The sequence below is a fragment of the Citrobacter sp. Cm046 genome (genome assembly GCF_030333065.1).
Classification (GTDB): Bacteria; Pseudomonadota; Gammaproteobacteria; order Enterobacterales; family Enterobacteriaceae; genus Citrobacter; species Citrobacter murliniae.
The window spans coordinates 38,860-60,155 of record NZ_JAOWGP010000034.1; the positions used below are offsets into that span (position 1 = coordinate 38,860).

The window sequence follows — 21,296 nt, forward strand, 5'->3', positions numbered from 1 at the left end:
CTAACAACGAAACGTACACCAATATGGCTCACTCTTCTCGCTGGACAATGTCGCAAGTCACCGAATTATTTGAAAAACCCCTGCTGGATCTGCTGTTCGAAGCGCAACAGATCCACCGTCAGCATTTTGACCCGCGGCAGGTACAGGTGAGTACACTGCTGTCGATTAAAACCGGTGCCTGCCCGGAAGACTGTAAATACTGCCCACAAAGTTCCCGCTATAAAACCGGTCTGGAAACAGAACGATTGATGGAAGTTGAGCAGGTACTGGACTCTGCGCGTAAAGCCAAGCAAGCGGGTTCAACACGTTTCTGCATGGGGGCGGCATGGAAGAATCCGCACGAGCGCGATATGCCTTATCTGGAGCAGATGGTACAGGGCGTGAAAGAACTGGGACTGGAAGCCTGTATGACGCTGGGAACGCTGGATGAAACGCAGGCCCAACGTCTTGCCCGTGCGGGGCTGGATTACTACAACCACAACCTCGACACTTCGCCAGAATTCTACGGCAATATCATCACGACTCGTTCCTATCAGGAACGTCTTGATACGCTGGATAAAGTGCGTGAGGCCGGGATCAAAGTCTGCTCAGGCGGTATCGTCGGGTTAGGTGAAACGGTCACCGATCGCGCCGGGTTGTTGCTGCAACTGGCGAATCTTCCCACGCCGCCGGAAAGCGTGCCCATCAACATGCTGGTGAAGGTGAAAGGTACTCCACTGGCGGATAACGACGATGTGGATGCATTTGATTTTATCCGCACTATCGCTGTAGCGCGGATCATGATGCCGACCTCGTACGTGCGTCTTTCCGCTGGCCGCGAGCAGATGAATGAGCAAACTCAGGCGATGTGTTTTATGGCCGGGGCCAACTCTATTTTCTACGGCTGCAAACTGTTGACCACGCCGAACCCGAACGAAGATAAAGATCTGCTGCTGTTCCGCAAGCTGGGGCTTAACCCGCAGCAAACGGCGGTACTGGCGGGCGATAACGAACAGCAACAGCGTCTGGAGCAGGCTCTGCGTACGCCGGACACTGATGATTACTACAATGCGGCGACAGTATGACCTGGCAGCAAAAAATAGACGATGCGCTGGCGGTGCGTCGTTCTGCCGATGCCCTGCGCCGCCGTTATGCGGTGACGCAGGGGGCAGGACGCTGGCTACAGGCCGATGGTCGCCAGTATCTGAATTTCTCCAGTAATGATTATCTCGGTTTAAGCCACCATCCGCAGATTGTGTGCGCGTGGCAGCAGGGTGCAGAACGCTTTGGCGTTGGCAGCGGTGGCTCAGGTCACGTAAGCGGCTATTCCATCGCGCATCAGGCACTGGAAGAGGAGCTGGCGCAGTGGCTGGGCTATTCACGTGCGCTGTTATTTATCTCCGGTTTTGCCGCCAATCAGGCAGTCATTACCGCACTGATGGAAAAAAACGATCGTATCGTCGCCGATCGCCTCAGTCATGCTTCACTGTTGGAGGCCGCAAGCCTGAGCCCGGCAGTGTTGCGCCGTTTTAGCCATAACGATCCGCAGCATCTGGCCCGCCTGCTGGCTACCCCCTGTCCGGGGCAGCAACTGGTGGTGACTGAAGGTGTGTTCAGCATGGATGGTGACAGTGCACCACTGGCGGAAATCCACGCGGCGGCGCAACAGCATAATGGCTGGCTGTTGGTGGATGATGCGCACGGCATTGGCGTGACCGGTGAAGAAGGGCGCGGTTCGTGTTGGCGGCATCAGGTTAAGCCTGAGCTGTTGGTAGTGACGTTCGGGAAAGGGTTTGGCGTCAGCGGTGCGGCAATTCTCTGCTCTGACAGTGTAGCCGATTATCTGCTGCAGTTTGCCCGTCACTTGATCTACAGCACCAGTATGCCTCCGGCTCAAGCTCAGGCGTTGCGTGCTGCGCTGGCAGTGATCCGCAGTCGTGAAGGTGATGAGCGGAGAGCAAAGCTGGCGATGCTAATTCAACGTTTTCGGGCAGGTGTGGATACCCCAGATTTAAAACTGGTGAGTTCAGACAGCGCCATTCAGCCGCTGATCGTTGGTGATAACCATAAAGCCTTACGGCTGGCCGATGCCCTGCGCCAGCAGGGATGTTGGGTGACAGCAATCCGTCCTCCCACCGTACCCGCCGGTACAGCCAGACTGCGACTGACGCTGACGCAGGCACATGAAACCCAGGATATCGATCGTTTGCTGGAGGTATTGCATGGCGCTGGTTAATAAGCAAGCCATTGCGGCTGCGTTCGGACGTGCTGCTACCTATTATGAACAACACGCCGGGTTACAGCGCCAGAGCGCTGATGCGTTACTGGCGCTACTGGCGGGTCGTGAATATGCACATGTACTGGACGCCGGTTGTGGACCCGGACGCATGAGTCTTTACTGGCGGGAGCGGGGGTGTGATGTCACCGCCCTGGATCTTTCGCCTCAGATGCTGGCGGAGGCGCAACGACAAAATGTTGCCCATCACTATCTGATGGCGGATATCGAAGCCATTCCGCAGGATACAGCGACCTTCGACCTGGCCTGGAGCAACCTGGCTGTGCAGTGGTGTGGTGATTTACGCAGCGCGTTAAGCGAGCTTTACCGGGTTGTACGCCCTGGTGGGACGGTGGCTTTTAGTACGCTGGTACACGGCTCCATGCCGGAGTTGCGTCAGGCATGGCAGGCTGTAGATAACCGGGCGCATGCCAATAATTTTTTGTCTGTGGAGCAACTTAAAAATGCCCTGCATGGCTGGGATGCTGGCTACCACACCCATGCCGTGACGTTATGGTTTGACGACGCGCTGAGCGCGATGCGTTCGCTCAAAGGTATCGGAGCAACGCATTTGCATGAAGGTCGTGAACAGCGTGTGCTGACCCGCTCACAGCTACACCAGTTACAGTTAGCCTGGCCCTGTCAGCAGGGGAGATATCCGCTGACGTATCATCTTTTTTTGGGAGTGATTCAACGTGACTAAAACGTATTTTGTCACCGGGACGGACACCGAGGTAGGTAAAACCGTCGCCAGCTGCGCACTGTTACAGGCAGCCGCAGAGAGGGGGTACCGGGCAGTCGGGTATAAGCCAGTGGCTTCGGGGAGTGAAATGACCGCTGATGGCCTGCGTAACAGTGATGCTCTGGCGCTGCAGCGCAACAGTACGCTGGAGATAGAGTATGTGGATATTAATCCGTATACCTTCGCTGAACCCACTTCGCCACATATTATCAGCGCTGACGAAGGAAGACCGATTTTGGCCCCGGTGATGTCTGCCGGTTTACGTGCGCTTGAAGAGCAGGCTGACTGGGTGCTGGTGGAAGGGGCTGGTGGATGGTTTACACCGCTTTCGCCGACGCTGAGTTTTGCTGACTGGGTACAAACGGAGCAATTGCCGGTCATTCTGGTCGTTGGCGTGAAGCTTGGTTGTATCAACCACGCCATCCTGACCGCGCAGGCGGTGCTGCAGGCTGGCCTGACGCTTGCCGGATGGGTCGCTAATGACGTGATGCCGCCGGGTAAACGTCACGCTGAATATATGGCGACGCTGACGCGTTCTCTCCCGGCACCGTTGCTGGGAGAGATCCCATGGCTGGCGGAAGATCCGCTGCGGGTATCGACAGGGCAATATATCGATCTTAGCGTTTTATCTCTGGCGTCCCCCAGTCGTTGAGAAGCGGATCGTTGAGTTGTGTCATCGCTCCCTGTGCGACATTGCGCCCGCGATGCAACAGGCAATAGCAGTCGGCGACCCGGCGAATGAATGGCAAACTTTGCTCCGCAAGCATAATCGCGATGCCCAGCTCCTGGCTCAGCCGCACGATCAAATTTCCCAGCTTGTGGATATACGCTTGGCCCGTCCCCCGCGTCGGTTCATCGAGGATCAGCAGACGTGGGCGCGTGACCAGAGCGCTGGCGAGTGCCAGCTGGTACTGATTGTCATCTGACAATATCGCCCCTTTGCTGCGACGCAGAACGTACAACTGTGGGAAGAGGCGGTAAATATCGCTGCTGCTCATTGCCTCGCTTTCGCCAACTGCCTTACGCGCAATATGCAGATTCTCTTCTACCGTCAACTGCGAAAAAATACGCCGCTCTTGTGAAACGTAGCCAATACCCAGCGCGATGCGACTGGCCGCGGGGATTGGACGCAGATCGCGCGGTGGCGCACCGGCCTGATGCCAGAACATGGTGCCACTTTCGATAGGTAAATTACCGGTGATGCAATTCACCAGTGTGGTTTTTCCCATTCCTGGCAGTCCCAGCACGCCAGTACACTTACCGGGCATCAGGTCGAGATCCACATCCCATAGCGTGTGCTGATTACCGTAATAGTGATTCACTGCGCGAAGACTTAGCATAGATTTTCTCCATCATGATGTTATCCACCCCACGAGCAGGGAGTGGGTAGAAAAGTGCAAATCTCTTGCCAGAAGAGGAACCTGGGAGATAAACAGTGTGATAAGCGATTTGCGTACATCAAATGACAAAGCACAGAGATGATTTCCTGCACCAGGGTGCACATTGCCAGTGCTTGTGAGCGTCATAGTGGTGCAGATAGCAAAATGATGAAAATGCGAGCAAGATCTCGGCTGCTGCAGGTCGCTTCGTTAGCTGATAAATATCAAAAATTAGCGATAATTTTTTTTTATTACCCCAGAAAAGACCATAGATGTGTTTTCGCCAGGCGGCAGTCAGTACGGGCTGGAGGCAGTTATCCACTATTCCTGTGGATAACCTTGTGCATTAGAGTTAGAAAACACAATGTAAGCGAGAGAAGACGCGGCTTGCGACTAAATTGGTGCGAAAGACGTCTCGAGAGAATAGTCATTTAAATACAAATTGTTAGATAAAATCAATGGCTGTCGCAGAAGTGTCATGCGTTGCCACAAAACTTTCATCCGGTAGCTTGACAAATGTTAAAAAAGTCATTGGTCTGGGGATAACACATTTTTACTGGTGTTTTATCTCGTCAGCGCCAAAATTTTCGTCCACAGTGACGGGCTTTCTGATGGCGTAACAGATATATTCTGGCGCGTTACTGTTTTTTCATCCAGTATATTTTACTGGCAAAATGTACGACTGCGAGTAAAATTACACACCTGCCCGCCCATTGCTTCAGGTAGCTGCTCATGAGTAAACCGTTCAAACTGAATTCCGCTTTTAAACCCTCTGGCGATCAGCCTGAGGCGATTCGTCGCCTGGAAGAAGGGCTGGAGGATGGGCTTGCGCATCAAACGCTGCTGGGCGTAACGGGGTCGGGAAAAACATTCACCATTGCCAACGTGATAGCTGACTTACAGCGTCCCACAATGGTGCTGGCGCCTAACAAGACGCTGGCAGCCCAGCTATATGGTGAGATGAAAGAGTTCTTTCCGGATAATGCGGTTGAGTATTTTGTCTCCTACTACGACTATTATCAGCCGGAAGCGTATGTGCCGAGTTCTGATACGTTTATCGAGAAAGATGCGTCGGTAAACGAGCATATTGAGCAGATGCGACTGTCGGCGACCAAGGCGCTGCTGGAGCGTCGGGATGTGGTGGTCGTGGCCTCGGTTTCCGCGATCTATGGTTTGGGTGACCCGGACTTGTATCTGAAAATGATGCTGCACCTGACGGTGGGGATGATTATCGATCAGCGGGCCATTCTGCGCCGTCTGGCGGAGTTGCAATATACCCGTAACGATCAGGCATTCCAGCGCGGTACTTTCCGTGTGCGCGGTGAAGTGATCGACATCTTCCCGGCTGAGTCTGACGATATTGCGCTGCGCGTGGAGCTGTTTGATGAAGAAGTTGAGCGTCTGTCACTGTTTGACCCGCTGACCGGGCAGGTTGAATCAACCATACCGCGCTACACCATCTATCCTAAAACACACTACGTGACGCCTCGCGAACGCATTGTGCAGGCCATGGAAGACATTAAAGTCGAGCTGGCCGAAAGACGTAAAAACCTGCTGGCGAACAACAAACTACTGGAAGAACAGCGCTTAAGCCAGCGTACGCAGTTCGATCTGGAAATGATGAACGAACTGGGATACTGCTCTGGCATTGAAAACTATTCCCGTTATTTGTCCGGGCGAGGGCCAGGCGAGCCGCCGCCGACGTTGTTTGATTACCTGCCAGCCGACGGTCTGTTGGTAGTGGATGAGTCCCACGTCACCATTCCGCAAATTGGCGGGATGTATCGCGGCGACCGGGCGCGAAAAGAGACGCTGGTTGAGTACGGTTTCCGTCTGCCGTCTGCGCTGGATAACCGCCCACTGAAGTTTGAAGAGTTTGAAGCACTGGCGCCGCAAACCATCTATGTGTCTGCGACACCAGGTAATTATGAACTGGAGAAATCCGGTGATGAAGTGGTCGATCAGGTCGTACGACCAACCGGTCTGTTGGATCCGGTTATTGAGGTGCGTCCGGTAGCGACGCAGGTCGACGATCTGCTCTCTGAAATTCGTATCCGCGCGGCGATTAATGAGCGCGTACTGGTCACGACGCTGACCAAACGGATGGCGGAAGATCTCACGGAATACCTCGAAGAGCACGGCGAGCGAGTGCGCTATCTGCACTCGGACATCGACACCGTGGAGCGGATGGAAATCATCCGTGACCTGCGCCTGGGCGAGTTTGACGTGTTAGTCGGCATCAACCTGTTACGTGAGGGCCTGGACATGCCTGAGGTCTCTCTGGTGGCGATTCTGGACGCAGATAAAGAAGGGTTCCTGCGTTCTGAGCGATCGCTTATCCAGACCATTGGTCGTGCGGCACGTAACATCAACGGAAAAGCGATCCTCTACGGCGATAAAATTACCGCCTCGATGGCGAAGGCGATTAGTGAAACCGAACGTCGTCGCGAGAAGCAGCAGCAGTACAACGAAGAGCACGGTATTACTCCTCAGGGACTGAACAAGAAAGTGGTCGATATTCTGGCGTTGGGTCAGAATATTGCCAAAACAAAAGCCAAAGGCAGAGGGAAGTCTCGCGCCGGGGCGAAGTCCGAGGTAGTTGAGCTGGATATGACGCCGAAGGCGCTGCAGCAGAAAATCCATGAGCTGGAAGGGCTGATGATGCAGCATGCGCAGAACCTGGAGTTCGAAGAGGCAGCACAGATCCGTGACCAGTTGCATCAGCTTCGCGAGCTGTTTATTGCGGCGTCTTAACGCGTTGCCGGATGGCGGGGTAAATCCCTTATCCGGCCTACAAACGTCAAGGTCGGTGTAGGCCTGATAAGCGTCATCAGGCAAATTCGCTCAGCCTAAAGCCTGTACTACTTTTTCCAGCGCGGTGTGCAATAGCTGGCGGTCGTGGCGATAAGGAATATCGCTGGCTTCCAGCACGTCCTGAATCACAATGCGGTCAGTAACGGCTGAAACATCCACCTTCGGCCCCACAATTACCGCATCAATGACCTTCTTCCCGACGTACTGTTCGATGATTGCCAGCTTATCTCTGAGCGTCAGGCTGGCGGCTGGCAGGCTTAATTCACGCCCCAGATTGCCAATATAAACCATCGGTGCCGGAGTGCGACGCAATGCCTGCGCCAGTTCATCGAGCAGCAGGATCGGCATCAGGCTGGTGTAAAAGCTGCCCGGTCCTATCAGAATCAAATCCGCTTCCGCGATAGCTTCAATCGCTTCCCGCGTGGCCGGGACCTTTGGCGAAAGCATCAACTCCTGAGGGGGAATAGTGAGCTGATCAATATTCACTTCGCCATAGACCTCATGTCCCTGATCGTCGATAGCCATAAGATCCACCGGCAGCTCTGACATCGGAATTAAATGCGCATCCACTTTCAGTAGACTGCGAATTAAATTGATGGCTTCCAGAGGCCGCACGCTCAGGTGATCCAGCGCCTTTAACATCAGATTTCCGAGGTTATGCCCGGAAAGCTCGCCATTACCGCCAAAACGATACTCAAACATGGCGGATGCGACGCTTGGCTGGGTAATTAACTGGTTCAGGCAATTACGCATGTCTCCCCAGGCAATACCCCCTTCGGAGCGCCGAATGCGGCCTGTGGAACCGCCATTATCGGTGGTGGTAACAATGCCCGTCAGGCGTGAGCCTAAAGGGGAAAGTGAAGAGAGAACGCGTCCTAATCCATGCCCTCCGCCGAGAGCGACAACGCGATCCAGATCCGCCAGCGTGCGAGTACGCATATATTTTCCTGATATCAATTGATCAGCGTACAGTAGCGTAAATTGCGTGTTTTCAGCAATTAGCCAGCGGGTTTCAGAGAAAAAATTTTCTGTGATCTACCTCTTTCTGACGAGGCTCACCTTACGACAAGATGATGTATATCAATGCAAAAGTGTGGTTTTTACTTATTCTGTAGCGAAAATGCACGATCATGTCGTTATATACGTGTTTATACAGCGAAAGTGTACATGGCAAAACTACCATTTACACGCTAGTATCGGCATAACCACAATAAACACTCTAGCCACTGCACCTGGGTCAAATGATACGGTGCTTTGGCCGTGACAATGCTTATATGAGATTGTCACCAGGGCGCAGGAAGAAATGACTTCGCCTCCCGTATTTGGAAAGGTGTACATGGGCTCTCAACTTACTGATGCTTTCGCTCGTAAGTTTTACTACTTACGTTTGTCGATTACCGATGTGTGTAACTTTCGTTGCACCTACTGTCTGCCGGATGGCTATAAGCCCGGCGGCGTTACCAATAACGGCTTTCTGACCGTTGATGAAATTCGTCGTGTCACACGTGCGTTCGCCAGCCTGGGAACGGAAAAAGTGCGTCTGACGGGAGGCGAACCGTCCTTGCGTCGCGACTTTACCGACATCATCGCCGCCGTGCGTGAAAATGACGCTATCCGTCAGATTGCGGTAACCACCAACGGGTACCGTCTGGCGCGGGATGCCGCTACCTGGCGCGAAGCGGGACTCACGGCGCTGAACGTCAGCGTCGACAGCCTTGATGCTCGCCAGTTTCACGCCATTACCGGACAGGACAAATTTCAGCAGGTAATGGCTGGTATTGATGCTGCATTTGATGCCGGTTTTGAAAAAGTGAAAGTGAACACCGTGCTGATGCGCGACGTGAACCATCATCAACTGGATACCTTCCTTGCCTGGATCCAGCCGCGTCCAATCCAGTTGCGCTTTATTGAACTGATGGAAACCGGCGAAGGCAGTTCTCTCTTTCGTAAACACCATATCTCCGGGCAGGTTCTGCGCGATGAACTGCTGCGTCGCGGCTGGATCCACCAGCTACGCCAGCGCAGCGACGGTCCGGCGCAGGTTTTCTGTCATCCTGATTATGCCGGCGAGATCGGCCTGATCATGCCTTATGAAAAAGACTTCTGCGCCACCTGTAACCGTCTGCGCGTTTCTTCTGTCGGCAAACTTCATTTGTGTTTATTTGGTGAAGGCGGCGTTAGCCTGCGTGATTTGCTGGAGGATGATGCGCAGCAGCAAGCGCTGGAAGAGCGCATCTCTGCCGCGCTGCTAGAGAAAAAGCAAACCCACTTCCTGCATCAGAACAATACCGGCATAACCCAGAACCTCTCATATATCGGTGGATAATCTACAAAAAGGAGATTAAAGATGAGTCAGGTAAGCGCTGAATTTATCCCGACACGCATTGCTATTCTTACTGTTTCCAGCCGTCGTGGTGAAGAAGACGACACTTCAGGTCATTATTTGCGTGACTCTGCACTGGAAGCAGGTCATCAGATTGTTGATAAGGCAATTGTCAAAGAGAACCGTTACGCTATTCGCGCCCAGGTGTCTGCCTGGATTGCCAGCGACGACGTGCAGGTAGTGCTCATTACTGGTGGCACGGGGTTGACTGAAGGAGACCAGGCGCCGGAAGCGCTGCAGCCGTTGTTTGACAGAGAAGTCGAAGGTTTTGGCGAAGTGTTCCGTATGCTCTCTTTTGAAGAGATTGGTACTGCGACGCTGCAATCCCGTGCGATTGCCGGGGTCGCCAATAAAACGCTGATTTTCGCTATGCCGGGTTCGACTAAAGCGTGTCGTACCGCCTGGGAAAACATTATTGCGCCGCAGCTTGATGCCCGTACACGTCCGTGTAATTTCCACCCACATTTGAAGAAATAAGTATGTCGCAACTGACTCATATTAACGCCGCTGGCGAAGCGCACATGGTGGATGTCTCCGCCAAAGCGGAAACCGTACGTGAAGCGCGTGCTGAAGCATTCGTCACCATGCGCAGCGAAACTCTGGCAATGATTATCGACGGTAGCCACCATAAAGGCGACGTTTTCGCTACGGCCCGAATTGCCGGTATCCAGGCGGCCAAACGCACCTGGGATCTTATCCCGTTGTGTCACCCACTGATGCTCAGCAAGGTTGAAGTTAATCTGCGCGCCGAGCCGGAGCACAACCGTGTGCGCATTGAGTCGCTGTGTCGTCTGACCGGTAAAACCGGTGTCGAAATGGAAGCTTTAACGGCGGCATCGGTGGCTGCGTTGACCATCTACGACATGTGCAAAGCGGTACAAAAGGATATGGTGATTGGTCCGGTGCGGCTGTTGGCGAAAAGCGGCGGCAAGTCGGGAGATTTTAAGGTGGATGCGCATGATTAAAGTTCTTTTCTTTGCCCAGGTACGTGAACTGGTGGACACGGATGCGTTAGACGTCACAGCAGAATTTCCTACGGTAGAGGCGCTGCGCCAGCATCTGGCCGCCAAAAGCGATCGTTGGGCGCTGGCTCTCGAAGACGGCAAACTGCTGGCTGCGGTTAACCAGACGCTGGTCAGCTTTGATTATCCCGTTAAAGCGGGAGATGAAGTCGCCTTCTTCCCGCCGGTAACCGGAGGCTGAGATGGCTGAAACGCGAATTGTTGTTGGACATGCTCCGTTTAGCGTCGGGGAAGAATATCCCTGGCTGGCAGAGCGCGACGAAGATGGCGCGGTGGTCACTTTCACCGGTAAAGTCCGGAACCACAACCTCGGCGACAGCGTAAAGGCGTTAACGCTGGAACACTATCCAGGCATGACCGAGAAAGCGCTGGCAGAAATCGTCGAAGAGGCGCGTGAACGCTGGCCGTTAGGTCGCGTAACGGTTATACATCGCATCGGCGAACTGTGGCCTGGGGATGAAATCGTCTTCGTCGGCGTAACCAGCGCACATCGCAGCAGCGCGTTTGATGCCGGCCAGTTCATTATGGATTATCTGAAGACTCGCGCGCCGTTCTGGAAGCGTGAAGCAACGCCGGAAGGCGAACGTTGGGTGGACGCCCGTGACAGCGATAAACAAGCAGCAAAACGCTGGTAGAGTACAATTGTTGTAGGCTCATACTGATTCAGGAGATTGTCATGGACCGATTCCCACGATCCGATTCTATTGTACAGGCCCGTTCCGGTCTGCAAACGTATATGGCGCAGGTGTACGGCTGGATGACCTGTGGGTTGTTACTGACGGCCTTTATTGCGTGGTATGCGGCGAATACGCCAGCGGTAATGATGTTTGTCTTCTCAAGCAAAATTACTTTCTTTGGGCTGATTATTGCCCAGCTTGCGCTGGTGTTTGTTCTTTCGGGCATGGTGCAAAAGCTCAGTGCCGGAATGGCGACCACGCTGTTCATGCTCTACTCGGCATTAACCGGCCTAACGCTGTCGAGTATCTTTATCGTTTATACCTACTCGTCTATCGCCAGCACCTTTGTGGTTACCGGCGGAATGTTCGGCATCATGAGTCTGTATGGTTACACCACCAAACGCGATCTCAGTGGTTTCGGCAATATGTTGTTTATGGCGTTGATCGGCATAGTGCTGGCTTCGTTGGTTAACTTCTGGCTGAAGAGTGAAGCGCTGATGTGGGCGGTGACCTACATTGGAGTGATCGTGTTTGTCGGCCTGACTGCCTATGACACGCAAAAGCTGAAAAATATCGGCGAGCAGATCGACTTGCGTGACAGCTCTAACCTGCGTAAATACGCGATTCTCGGGGCGTTAACGCTGTATCTGGACTTCATCAACCTGTTCCTGATGCTGCTGCGTATTTTCGGCAATCGTCGTTAAATATCTGTTGCCGGATGGCGGTGTTAACAATGCTATCCGGCAATAAATCTCACGGCTATTTTGCCATCGCCTTCTCGTTCTTTACCCGCAGCTTTTTCGCCCGACTCTCCAGTACCAGATAACACACCAGCGCCAGCAGCAACGGAATAAAATAGTAGAGCACCCGGTACGCGAGCAGGGCGGCGATGATCAAGCCTTGCGAGGTCTCTTCTCCTGCCAGCAAGGCGATAAATACGGCTTCAAGTACACCGATCCCCGCAGGAATGTGCACGATCACCCCGGCAATACTGCTCACCAGTAGCACCCCGAGTACAAAGAAATAATCCACGCCCTGGCCTAACAGCAGCCAGATAATTGCCCCCATGACTATCCAGTTGGTACTGGATATTGCCATCTGAACAAGGGCGAATTTCCATGATGGAAGTACCAGTTTTTGACCTTTAATCGTGATGTGGCGATGTTTGGCAAATGCGCAAAACCACAGATACACGACAATAATCAGCAGCAGCGACACGCCCAGAATGCGTAGCGTAAGCTCATCGATATACCAATGCGCGGGTAACTGAACGACGCCGAAGGTAAAAATAAAACCGCCCAGCAGGATGTAGCCCAGCCAGTTGGTGGTAATACTGAGCGAGAAAATGCGCGTGATAGTACTTCCCGGCAATCCAAGGCGCGAGTAAAGCCGATAGCGCATCCCAATACCACCGACCCAGGTACTTAATGTCAGGTTGAAGGCGTAACAGATAAACGATACCAGCATTACCTGGCGTTTTGACAGTTTATGCCCGCAATAATACCGTCCAAGCAGGTCATAAAAGCCATAGAACAAATAGCTGACGATCACGAGTCCAATCGCGCTGAGCAGGGCGAGCCGATTGTAATCACGGATAACCGTCCACACCTCTTCCCAGTTCACCTTGCTGGCATAAATAACCAGTAACACGATGACTGCTATAAAAAAGAGCCAGGTGAGGATTTTTTTCGCTAATCGCCAACGCGGATGAGATTTTGCCATCAGGGTTTCCCTCCGGCATCTTCTGCCTGAATGCGATCCTGTGTTTCCATAGTGGGCTGGGCAGGCGGCTCAACCTGGGCAAGGCGCGGAGTGTGTGCGGGTAACCAGCCGACCAGCGCCGGAAAATGGCGCAAAAAGTGGAATGCCATCACGCTCTTGGTCAGATTCCACCAGGTGCGTTTTGGAAGCATGGATTCATCAACGCGTTTGCAGTCTTGCGCAATAATAGGGTCCAGATTGTCACGCAGGGTCTGGTTAAAGGCGCGGTCATGAATAATGATATTTGCTTCCAGGTTGAGCGACAGGCTGAGTGGGTCGAGATTGCTGGAGCCAACCGTTGCCCAGTGATCGTCCATCAGTGCCACTTTGCCATGAAGAGGTTTGCGTCGGTATTCATAAACGTGGACGCCGCCCTTCACCAGATAGTTGTACAGCAGGCGAGCACCAACCTTTACAATCGGCATATCCGGCTCCCCCTGGACGATAAGCTTCACCCGTACCCCGCGTCGTGCAGCTTTGCGCAGCGCATGCAGCAGTCGATAACCTGGGAAGAAATAGGCATTGGCAATGATCACTTCCCGTCTGGCCTGAGTCAGCATTTTCAGATAATGACGTTCAATATCATCGCGATGCTCTTCGTTATCGCGCCAGACAAATAGCGCCTGCGCTTCGCCAGGTTGACGATTCTCAATCGCCCGATGATGGCGCCGCCACCAGCGGCGTACGGCGCTTTGTCCTGGCAGGTTTTCCAGTACAAATGTCAGGATATCGACCACGATAGGACCCTCAACCCGCACGGCATAATCCTGCTTAGCTTCAGGGCCATAATCAGACATATGTTCGGCGGAATAATTAATTCCGCCGACGAAGGCGACGCGATCGTCAATCACGACTATTTTGCGATGCATCCTCCGAAACAGGTTAGTGCGCATGCCCAGCAGGCGAGGGCGCGGATCGTAATAACGAAAAACAATTCCGGCGGCGGTCAATTCGTCGACAAAACGATCGCTGAGATCTGGTGAACCGTAGCCGTCCAGTAGCACTTCTGCTTTGATCCCGCGTTGAGCGGCTCTCAGCAGCGCAGCATGCAGCCGTATTCCGACTTCATCTTCAAACCAGATAAAGGTCTCAAGGATTATCTTTTGTTGTGCCTGCTCAATAGCTTCAAAGACGGCGGGATAGTATTGGTCGCCATTTTCCAGTAGCTGAATTTGATTGCCTTCACGCCAGCCATTTTTCATAAATGAATCTCCGCGCTGAGGGGGGCATGGTCAGACAAATGTCGCCAGTTGTGGAGCGCCAGCGCAGTTGGCGTACTGGCGTTGGCATTTTTTACGTAGATCCTGTCGAGGCGTAGTAGCGGCAGATGCACCGGAAAGGTTCGCGCCGGGCGTCCGTGGGCCCGGGTAAAAATCTCTTCAAGACCGGCCTGGGCTTTCAACGGATGATTAGCCTTTTGCCGCCAGTCGTTGAAATCCCCGGCGACGATGACAGGTTCGTCATCGGGCAGGGCATTCACCCAATCGGCCAGCATTGACAACTGTGCCTGGCGATGAGCTTCACGTAACCCAAGATGTACGCACATCACATGGATAGGGCGAGGTAACATTGGCGGCACGATGCGACAGTAAAGCACGCCGCGTTTTTCGCTTCCCCCGACTGAAACATCGCGATTTTCATCATGTTCGATGGGATAACGTGACAATACCGCATTGCCGTGATGCCCTTGTGGATAAACGGCATTACGCCCGTAAGCAAAGTCGCTCCACATCGTATCAGCCAGAAATTCGTAGTGTGTGGTATCCGGCCAGTTCTCCACATGCAACGGGTGAATGTCGTGCGCTCCCATCACTTCCTGCAGACACACAATATCCGCACCGACCGTCCTGACGGCATCACGTAGCTCAGGCAAAATAAAGCGTCTGTTAAAGGCGGTAAAACCTTTATGCGTATTAATAGTGAGCACATTGAATGAAAATCGATCGGTTGGTTCGGTCATGGGTCTCCTGTCGGCGTCATTTTTCTTTTAAATAGTGTAGTCGGCGTCACAAAAGGATGCGGTGTTACGGAATTTTCCGTAAAGTCCGGTACTCTGAATAATTAGTTAAAAATCCTTCAGGAGAAAAGCCATGAGGTGGCAACAACGTGTTCGTGTCGCAACGGGTCTTAGTTGCTGGCAGATTGTGTTGCATTTACTGGTAGTGGCGTTGCTGGTAATGGGCTGGATGAGTGGCACGCTGGTGCGCGTCGGTCTGGGATTATGCGTCATTTATGGCGTAACAGTTTTACTGATGCTGGCGTTACAGCGTCATCATGAGCAGCGCTGGCGCGATGTGGCCGATGTGCTGGAAGAGCTCACGACCACGTGGTATTTCGGTGCGGCGATGATCGTACTGTGGCTGCTGTCCCGCGTGCTGCAAAATAACGTGTTACTGGCACTGGCGGGACTGGTTATCCTTGCCGGCCCCGCAGTGGTCTCACTGCTGGCGAAAGACAAGAAACTACATCACTTTGCGTCTAAACATCGCATACGCCGCTGAACCGGTTGTGGCCGCAATAACCAAAAGCGGCCACAAACTTCCCCAGACAATCTTCAGACTCGCATCCTTCAGGTAAATCTGTTTCGTGATGTCCGTGAAATGGCGGATAGGGTTTATCCACGTCAGGTTCTGCAACCATACCGGCATATTTTCGACCGGAGAGACATACCCTGAGAGTAAAATTGCGGGCATCATAAAGACAAAAACGCCGATAAATGCCTGTTGCTGTGTTGAGCACAGCGATGAAATCAGTAAACCAAAGCCCACCAACGACAACCCATAAATCACCATCGTAAAGTAGAACAACCCCAGCGAACCGGCAAAGGGGATGTGATACGCCCAGATGCCAATTGCCAGCACGATGGTGGCCTGAAAAGTGGCAACGATCAGCGCAGGCACCGCTTTACCGATGAAAATCTGCCAGGTGGTGAGCGGGGAAACCAGCAGTTGGTCCAGCGTACCTTGTTCGCGCTCGCGGGCAACCGACAGCGAGGTGACGATCATTACGCCGATAGTGGTGATCATGGCGATCAGTGACGGCACCACGAACCATTTATAATCCAGATTCGGGTTATACCAGTTACGCACCACCAGTTCACTGTTGTTCGGTTTAGCTTTACCCTCCATCAGCTCCTGCTGGTATTCTTTGACGATCTGCTGCAGATAATTTGCGGCGATCTGCGCGCTGTTAGAGTTACGCCCGTCGAGGATTAGCTGCATGGGCGCCTGCTGGAAGGTATCCAGATTGCGCGAAAAATCGGCCGGAAAACGCACCAGCAGTAGTGCTTTTTGCGTGTCGATGGTGGGCTGGATCTCCTGCGGATTTTTCAGCAGCAGGATATGAGTAAAGGCGCTGGCGCGGGAAAAACGCTGGGTTAACTCCACCGAATGTTTGCCGTTGTCTTCGTTATAGATGGCGATAGTGGCGTTGGTCACTTCCAGTGTTGCAGCGAAAGGAAACAGGATGACCTGAATCAGCACCGGTAAAATCAGGATTGCGCGTGTCTGCGGCTCGCGCAGTAGCGATTGCAGCTCTTTGCGAATTAATGTCCATAAGCGATGAAACATGCCTGTCCCCTTAATCCAGCCGACGTTTGGTTTTAAGCCACGTCAGACCAATAAACATCACCGCCGAAGCGATTAAAAACAGCACGTTGATAATCAACACTACCGGAATATTTCCCGCCAGAAACAGGCTTTGCAAGGTACTGACAAAATAACGGGCGGGGATAATGTAGGTCACCGCGCGGATAATTGCCGGCATGCTGTCTATCTGGAAGATAAATCCCGACAGCATAATCGACGGCAGGAAAGCGGCGTTCAGTGCCACCTGTGCGGCGTTAAACTGATTGCGGGTGATGGTGGAGATCAGCAATCCCATCCCTAACGTGCTGAGCAAGAACAGGCTGGTGATAAAAAACAGGATCAGCAGCGAACCGCGGTAGGGAACACCAAGAATAAACACCGACACCAGCATGCAGAGCAGCATCGCCAGCATGCCAAGAAAGTAATAGGGGATCAGTTTGCACAGCAGTAATTCGACGCGGGTCACTTCAGTAGAGAGCAGTGCTTCCATCGTCCCGCGTTCCCATTCTCGCGCAACCACTAATGAGGTGAGGATCGCGCCAATCACCGTCATAATGATGGTGACTGCGCCAGGAATAATAAAGTGCTGGCTGATGGCCGCCGGGTTAAACCAGTAGCGCGTTTGCACGTCAATCAGCGGCTCGAATGATTCTCCCCGATCTTCCGCCCGTTGTTTTTGCCAAATCTGCCAGATGCCTTCCACATAGCCCTGCACAAAGTTAGCTGTGTTGGGTTCGCTGCCATCGGTGATCACCTGGATCGGGGCGATGTCGTTTGGCCGCGCCATCTGCTGAGCAAAATCTACCGGGATAACCACCAGTCCGCGAATTCGCCCGGCCTGCATCTTCTCAATCAATTCCTTGCGGCTATCGCTAATGGTGGCGTCAATATATGGCGAGCCGGTCATGGCGTGGGTAAAGTCCAGTGCCTCTTCGCTCTGTTGTTCGAGCAGAATCCCCACCCGAAGCTTGCTGGAGTCGAGGTTAATGCCGTAGCCGAAGATAAACAACAGCAGTAGCGGGATCACCACGGCAATCAGCCAGCTACTGGGGTCGCGAACGATCTGGCGCGTTTCTTTCACACACAGCGCACGCACGCGTCGCCAGGAAAGAGTATGGTTACTCATGCGCATGCTCCTTATCCCAGTCATTGATAAGCGTAATAAACGCCTGTTCCATGGTTGGGTCCGGCGTATCATTATCGGCGGCTTGCGCTTTCAGGTCATCCGGCGTGCCGCTGGCAATCAGCTTACCGCGATACACCAGTCCGATACGGTCACAATATTCCGCCTCGTCCATAAAATGGGTGGTAACCATCACCGTAACGCCTTTTTCCACCATGCTGTTGATATGCAGCCAGAACTCCCGGCGGGTGAGGGGATCGACCCCGGAGGTCGGTTCATCAAGGAACAGGATATCGGGTTCATGCATCAGTGAGCAGGCCAGCGCCAGACGCTGCTTAAACCCCAGAGGCAACTCGTCAGTGGCATGGGAGGCGATGCTTTTCAGGCCGAACGCCTCGCTCATACGATCAATTTTTTCTTTCTGCGCACGACCGCGCAGGCCGTAAACGCCAGAGAAAAAGCGCAGATTCTGTTCAACCGTCAGGTTGCCATACAGGGAGAATTTCTGCGCCATATAGCCCAAATGTTGGCGCGCTTTCCCTGAACTGACTTTCAGGTCCATATCCAGCACCAGTGCTTTACCGGAAGTGGGGACCAGCAGGCCACACATCATTTTAAAGGTGGTGGATTTGCCTGCCCCGTTTGGCCCTAACAGGCCAAAAATTTCACCGCGCTGTACGGCGAAATCCACATGGTCGGTGGCGGCAAAGTCGCCAAATTTTTTGGTCAGCGCTTTGGCCTCAATGACCGTTTCACCCGCTTTTCCTTCCACGGTGTGCAGGATGGCGCCCAGCGGAGATTCAGAGGTTCCCGCTCCGCCGAGCAAATCGATAAAGGCGTCTTCGAAGCGTGGGGCAGTCCCGGTGATATTAATCTCCGGCATGCCATCGGCATGACGAATATCATCCGCTGTCGCCTCTTTTTTCAGGATCAGTCGAACAGATTTGCCCTGAATCATCCCGTCGCTGACCTGCGGCAGTTTTAACGCCCGTTGCAGCAGCTTCCGGTTGTTTTCCTGCGGACTGCTCATTAAAAAGCTACGTCCCGCCATGGTTTGCGTAAGTCGGGTCGGTTCGCCCTGATACAGCAGTTCACCTTCGTTCATCAGCAGCACATCACGACACTGCTCGGCTTCATCAAGATAGGAAGTGCTCCAGAGGATCAGCATGCCGTCCCCGGCCAGCTCGTGCACCATTTGCCACAGTTCGCGACGAGAAATGGGGTCCACACCAACGCCTGGTTCATCCAACAACAGAACTTTTGGCTCACCAACCAGGGTACAGGCAAGACCCAGCTTCTGTTTCATCCCGCCGGAGAGCTTTCCTGCCAGACGCCCGGTAAATGGCCCCAGCGAGGTAAACTCCAGCAAACGGGCAAAGGTCTCTTTGCGTTTTTCACCGGTCACGCTACGTAAATCGGCATAGAGATTGAGATTCTCCATGACGGTCAAGTCTTCATACAGGCCAAATTTTTGCGGCATGTAGCCCAGCACGGCATGCAGCGCGCTATCGTCTTTTATCGGGTCAAAACCGATCACTGTCGCGCTACCGTCATCTGGCTTCAACAGGCCCGCCAGCATACGCATTAAGGTCGTTTTCCCTGCGCCGTCTGGCCCTACAAGACCGGTGACATAGCCAGCGTGAATGGTACAGTCGAGCGGTGCAACCGCCGGCTTTTCCAGGCCTTTGAAGCGTTTGACCAGTCCACTAAGCGTAATGACGGCGTCATTCATGCCGCGCCTCGTCACTGAGTTTCACCGTGACAGGCATCCCCTGGCGTAATGCATCATCCGCATCTGTCACAACAATACGCAGGCGATAAACCAGGTCGGTACGCAGGTCCGGGGTTTCAACCGTTTTGGGCGTAAACTCTGCGGTAGGAGATACAAAGCCTATTTTACCGTGATACGGTTTATCCGGACGGCCATCGGTATAGAGCAGAATTTCTCGTCCTGGCTGTGCCTGGCTCAGATTACGTTCGTCAACATAGGCGCGAACCCAGACCGGACGGGTAAGCGACAGTGTAAGCACGGTGCCGCCCGCGTTCAGCATGCTGCCGGGTTCGACCGCTCGGGTTAGCAACGTGCCGTCAGACGGTGAGGTGAGAGTTGTATCATGCAAATCAAGTTCAGCCTGCGCCAGCTGGGCCTGAGCTTGTTCGAGTGTTGCTTTCGCCTGGGCGATATCCTGTGGGCGGTTACCGCTGCGATATTGCGAAAGTTTATCCTGGGCAGATTTCAGTGTGGCCAGCGCCTGGTCGCGTGCAGAACGGGCGTTTTCCAGGTCATTGGCGGAAATCGTGCGACTTTTCCACAATCCTGACTGGCGGTTGTAAAAGTTTTGTGCGTAATCGTATGCCGCCTGAGCCTGTTTCACGGCTGCTGCGGTTTGTGCGATCTCTTCCTCACGATACCCTGCCAGCATCAGGTCGTATTGCGCCTGTGCAGCGGCGACATTGGCTTTTGCCTGCATCAGTGCGTTTTCGTATGGGGCATGGTCCAGCTCGCCCAGCACCTGACCGGCGGTAATGGCATCACCTTCGTCAACGGCTAGCGAGGCCAGTCTGCCACCAACACGAAAACTTAAGTTGACGCTACGGATGTCGACATTGCCGTACAGGGTCAGGCCGTTATCTTGTCGGCTTTGATACCACCACGTTCCACCGGCAATCACGGCCACGAGTGTCGCGATAACCAGCCCAAGAACGACAGGTTTTTTCATGAGTCCAGACTCCTTTGCGTTAAACCTTGCAGAATAAGATCGATGTGAAAGATGACCGTTTGGGAAATCAGCGCGGCTTTATCCTCATCAAATTGTGACCAGCCAGTGCGTAACAGTATGGTTTCTTTACCCAGCCGGAAGGCCAGTACCTCGCCGAGTATGGCGTGGGTGTGCAGGATCATTTGGGTATCGTTGGCATCGCAGCCAGTATAGGCAGCAATCAGGCGTGTCAGGTGTGTATGTAGAGGATTGAGTACCTGATCGTGCACCAGTTGATAAGCGGCGGTGGGCGAAAGCTGCTCACGCGAAATAAATTTACTCAGATTAACGGTGTCGTCCTGGGTTAACAGCATGATCATATTTTTGCAGGCGCGCAGAATAAGTTCGCGCATTGCCGCCCGATCCGGCTCTGGCTGGGCAAACAGGCGCTCAGCTTCCTCTGCGTGGGGACGAAACTGTGAACCGATAAAATCAGCAATCCACTGGGCGCAGGCAAGATATAAATCTTCTTTTGAACCAAAATAGTAGGTAATTGCGGCAATGTTCTGCCCGGCCAGGGCGGCAATATCGCGCGTCGTCGCGTGCAGGCCATACTCACCGAATTGTGCCAGCGCGGCGGCAATGAGCTGGTTCTTTGCCTGTTCACCTTTTGTTGTCATGGTTGGTGTATTCATTGCACGGTCATAATCTTAATCAATCGATTGATTAAGATTATGACTGATGTTCGATATTGTCCAGTGTGGTGGTTTATTTTGTTTTTTCGGCTGGCGGGATAATTTATGCGGTACATCACAAAAACTGCTACACTCCGCCCCTTCATGACATTGTGGTTTT

Annotated in this window: 22 protein-coding genes and 1 riboswitch; of the genes, 12 read left to right on the forward strand and 10 right to left on the reverse strand. The window is 53.3% G+C overall.

Annotated elements, in window-relative coordinates; all coding sequences use genetic code 11:
* Positions 1-23 precede the first annotated feature (23 nt).
* Genes bioB through bioD form a run of 4 tightly spaced genes read left to right on the forward strand, consistent with a single transcriptional unit; the run spans position 24 to position 3,648 of the window.
* Positions 24-1,064: a biotin synthase BioB gene (gene bioB, locus OGX98_RS05040; RefSeq protein WP_200010631.1), complete on the forward strand. Its 1,041-nt coding sequence runs from the start codon at positions 24-26 to the stop codon at positions 1,062-1,064.
* Positions 1,061-2,215: an 8-amino-7-oxononanoate synthase gene (bioF, locus tag OGX98_RS05045; RefSeq protein ID WP_286594925.1), complete on the forward strand. Its 1,155-nt coding sequence runs from the start codon at positions 1,061-1,063 to the stop codon at positions 2,213-2,215. The genes bioB and bioF overlap by 4 nt, the downstream gene beginning before the upstream one ends.
* Positions 2,202-2,957 (forward strand): malonyl-ACP O-methyltransferase BioC, encoded by a 756-nt coding sequence (gene bioC / locus OGX98_RS05050; protein WP_045441154.1) that lies wholly within the window; start codon positions 2,202-2,204, stop codon positions 2,955-2,957. Before bioF ends, bioC begins: the two co-directional genes overlap by 14 nt.
* Positions 2,950-3,648 carry a dethiobiotin synthase gene (bioD, locus tag OGX98_RS05055; protein ID WP_045441155.1) on the forward strand — a complete coding sequence of 233 codons (699 nt, stop codon included), beginning with the start codon at positions 2,950-2,952 and terminating at the stop codon, positions 3,646-3,648. The genes bioC and bioD overlap by 8 nt, the downstream gene beginning before the upstream one ends.
* On the opposite strand, the gene OGX98_RS05060 is transcribed toward bioD, so the two are convergent.
* Entirely contained in the window at positions 3,614-4,336 is a 723-nt protein-coding gene (locus OGX98_RS05060; protein WP_045441156.1) for an ABC transporter ATP-binding protein, read from the reverse strand. The two genes, bioD and OGX98_RS05060, sit on opposite strands and share 35 nt — an antisense overlap.
* A 771-nt stretch (positions 4,337-5,107) precedes the next feature.
* On the opposite strand from OGX98_RS05060, the gene uvrB reads away from it, so the two are divergent.
* A complete protein-coding gene (uvrB, locus tag OGX98_RS05065; protein ID WP_045441157.1) occupies positions 5,108-7,129 on the forward strand; it encodes an excinuclease ABC subunit UvrB in 2,022 nt (673 codons plus the stop codon).
* Positions 7,130-7,219: 90 nt separating this feature from the next.
* Here uvrB and yvcK read toward each other — a convergent pair whose 3' ends face one another.
* Entirely contained in the window at positions 7,220-8,128 is a 909-nt protein-coding gene (yvcK, locus tag OGX98_RS05070) for a uridine diphosphate-N-acetylglucosamine-binding protein YvcK (protein WP_045441158.1), read from the reverse strand.
* Positions 8,129-8,392: 264 nt separating this feature from the next.
* Positions 8,393-8,538, forward strand: a riboswitch (molybdenum cofactor riboswitch).
* Here yvcK and moaA point away from each other — a divergent pair.
* The 6 genes from moaA (at position 8,526) to OGX98_RS05100 (ending at position 11,975) form a co-directional block, all read left to right on the forward strand.
* Positions 8,526-9,515 carry a GTP 3',8-cyclase MoaA gene (gene moaA, locus OGX98_RS05075; protein ID WP_045441159.1) on the forward strand — a complete coding sequence of 330 codons (990 nt, stop codon included), beginning with the start codon at positions 8,526-8,528 and terminating at the stop codon, positions 9,513-9,515. It overlaps the preceding riboswitch by 13 nt.
* Positions 9,516-9,536: 21 nt before the next feature.
* Positions 9,537-10,049: a molybdenum cofactor biosynthesis protein B gene (gene moaB, locus OGX98_RS05080; RefSeq protein ID WP_045441160.1), complete on the forward strand. Its 513-nt coding sequence runs from the start codon at positions 9,537-9,539 to the stop codon at positions 10,047-10,049.
* Between the two features lie 2 nt (positions 10,050-10,051).
* Entirely contained in the window at positions 10,052-10,537 is a 486-nt protein-coding gene (gene moaC / locus OGX98_RS05085) for a cyclic pyranopterin monophosphate synthase MoaC (protein ID WP_045441161.1), read from the forward strand.
* A complete protein-coding gene (gene moaD / locus OGX98_RS05090) occupies positions 10,530-10,775 on the forward strand; it encodes a molybdopterin synthase sulfur carrier subunit (RefSeq protein WP_045441162.1) in 246 nt (81 codons plus the stop codon). Before moaC ends, moaD begins: the two co-directional genes overlap by 8 nt.
* Before the next feature lies 1 nt (position 10,776).
* A complete protein-coding gene (gene moaE / locus OGX98_RS05095) occupies positions 10,777-11,229 on the forward strand; it encodes a molybdopterin synthase catalytic subunit MoaE (RefSeq protein WP_048221808.1) in 453 nt (150 codons plus the stop codon).
* A gap of 41 nt (positions 11,230-11,270) precedes the next feature.
* A complete protein-coding gene (locus OGX98_RS05100; RefSeq protein ID WP_040230421.1) occupies positions 11,271-11,975 on the forward strand; it encodes a Bax inhibitor-1/YccA family protein in 705 nt (234 codons plus the stop codon).
* Between the two features lie 55 nt (positions 11,976-12,030).
* On the opposite strand, the gene OGX98_RS05105 is transcribed toward OGX98_RS05100, so the two are convergent.
* The 3 genes from OGX98_RS05105 to OGX98_RS05115 are packed head-to-tail and all read right to left on the reverse strand — an operon-like array spanning position 12,031 to position 14,992.
* The gene (locus OGX98_RS05105; RefSeq protein ID WP_286594926.1) at positions 12,031-12,993 is read right to left on the reverse strand and encodes a lysylphosphatidylglycerol synthase domain-containing protein; all 963 of its coding nucleotides are present in this window, start codon (positions 12,991-12,993) and stop codon (positions 12,031-12,033) included.
* Positions 12,993-14,234: a cardiolipin synthase ClsB gene (clsB, locus tag OGX98_RS05110; protein ID WP_045441165.1), complete on the reverse strand. Its 1,242-nt coding sequence runs from the start codon at positions 14,232-14,234 to the stop codon at positions 12,993-12,995. The genes OGX98_RS05105 and clsB overlap by 1 nt, the downstream gene beginning before the upstream one ends.
* Entirely contained in the window at positions 14,231-14,992 is a 762-nt protein-coding gene (locus OGX98_RS05115) for an endonuclease/exonuclease/phosphatase family protein (protein WP_286594927.1), read from the reverse strand. Before OGX98_RS05115 ends, clsB begins: the two co-directional genes overlap by 4 nt.
* Positions 14,993-15,122: 130 nt before the next feature.
* On the opposite strand from OGX98_RS05115, the gene OGX98_RS05120 reads away from it, so the two are divergent.
* The gene (locus OGX98_RS05120; protein ID WP_045441167.1) at positions 15,123-15,533 is read left to right on the forward strand and encodes a YbhQ family protein; all 411 of its coding nucleotides are present in this window, start codon (positions 15,123-15,125) and stop codon (positions 15,531-15,533) included.
* Here OGX98_RS05120 and OGX98_RS05125 read toward each other — a convergent pair.
* From OGX98_RS05125 to cecR, 5 genes are read right to left on the reverse strand one after another with little or no spacing between them, the layout of a single operon-like run.
* The gene (locus OGX98_RS05125) at positions 15,495-16,601 is read right to left on the reverse strand and encodes an ABC transporter permease (protein WP_045441168.1); all 1,107 of its coding nucleotides are present in this window, start codon (positions 16,599-16,601) and stop codon (positions 15,495-15,497) included. The genes OGX98_RS05120 and OGX98_RS05125 overlap by 39 nt on opposite strands.
* Positions 16,602-16,611: 10 nt before the next feature.
* Positions 16,612-17,745, reverse strand: a complete 1,134-nt coding sequence (locus tag OGX98_RS05130) for an ABC transporter permease (protein WP_048221805.1) — start codon at positions 17,743-17,745, stop codon at positions 16,612-16,614.
* Complete coding sequence (locus OGX98_RS05135) at positions 17,738-19,474, reverse strand: ATP-binding cassette domain-containing protein (RefSeq protein WP_284096544.1); 1,737 nt, start codon at positions 19,472-19,474, stop codon at positions 17,738-17,740. The genes OGX98_RS05130 and OGX98_RS05135 overlap by 8 nt, the downstream gene beginning before the upstream one ends.
* The gene (hlyD, locus tag OGX98_RS05140; RefSeq protein WP_048221803.1) at positions 19,467-20,462 is read right to left on the reverse strand and encodes a secretion protein HlyD; all 996 of its coding nucleotides are present in this window, start codon (positions 20,460-20,462) and stop codon (positions 19,467-19,469) included. Before hlyD ends, OGX98_RS05135 begins: the two co-directional genes overlap by 8 nt.
* Positions 20,459-21,136 (reverse strand): transcriptional regulator CecR, encoded by a 678-nt coding sequence (gene cecR / locus OGX98_RS05145; protein WP_045441172.1) that lies wholly within the window; start codon positions 21,134-21,136, stop codon positions 20,459-20,461. Before cecR ends, hlyD begins: the two co-directional genes overlap by 4 nt.
* Between the last annotated feature and the right edge of the window lie 160 nt (positions 21,137-21,296).